The sequence below is a fragment of the Pseudomonas sp. RA_35y_Pfl2_P32 genome (assembly GCF_963970735.1).
Classification (GTDB): Bacteria; Pseudomonadota; Gammaproteobacteria; order Pseudomonadales; family Pseudomonadaceae; genus Aquipseudomonas.
In genome coordinates this window covers 1-255 of sequence record NZ_CAXAQF010000439.1, presented here as the reverse complement: position 1 = coordinate 255, position 255 = coordinate 1, and the positions used below count along the sequence as shown (strand labels likewise).

General features: G+C 64.3%; 1 pseudogene. It reads right to left on the bottom strand.

Features of this window, described 5'->3' with window-relative positions:
• Positions 1-255 (bottom strand): annotated as a pseudogene (locus AACY45_RS29065) (hypothetical protein); the annotation flags it as partial.

The window sequence follows — 255 nt, the reverse complement described above, 5'->3', positions numbered from 1 at the left end:
TCCTCGGCCTTGAGCGGCTGCAAGGTCTTGCCGTCGGCTTCGGCCTGCAGAATGCTCGGGGGGTTGAGGTCGAGCACCACCCCAACGTCGAATTCCAGCGCTTGGGAATAGCGCGGGCGGTCATCGGGCCGCTCGACCGAGTACGACGCTTTCACCGTGCCGCCCTCATTGCCCTTGATCAATTCCCCCCTAATGGTGAACGGCACCGGTTGGCCGGCGGTGATCGAGTTGAGGGTCACCGAGTCGCGGTACACC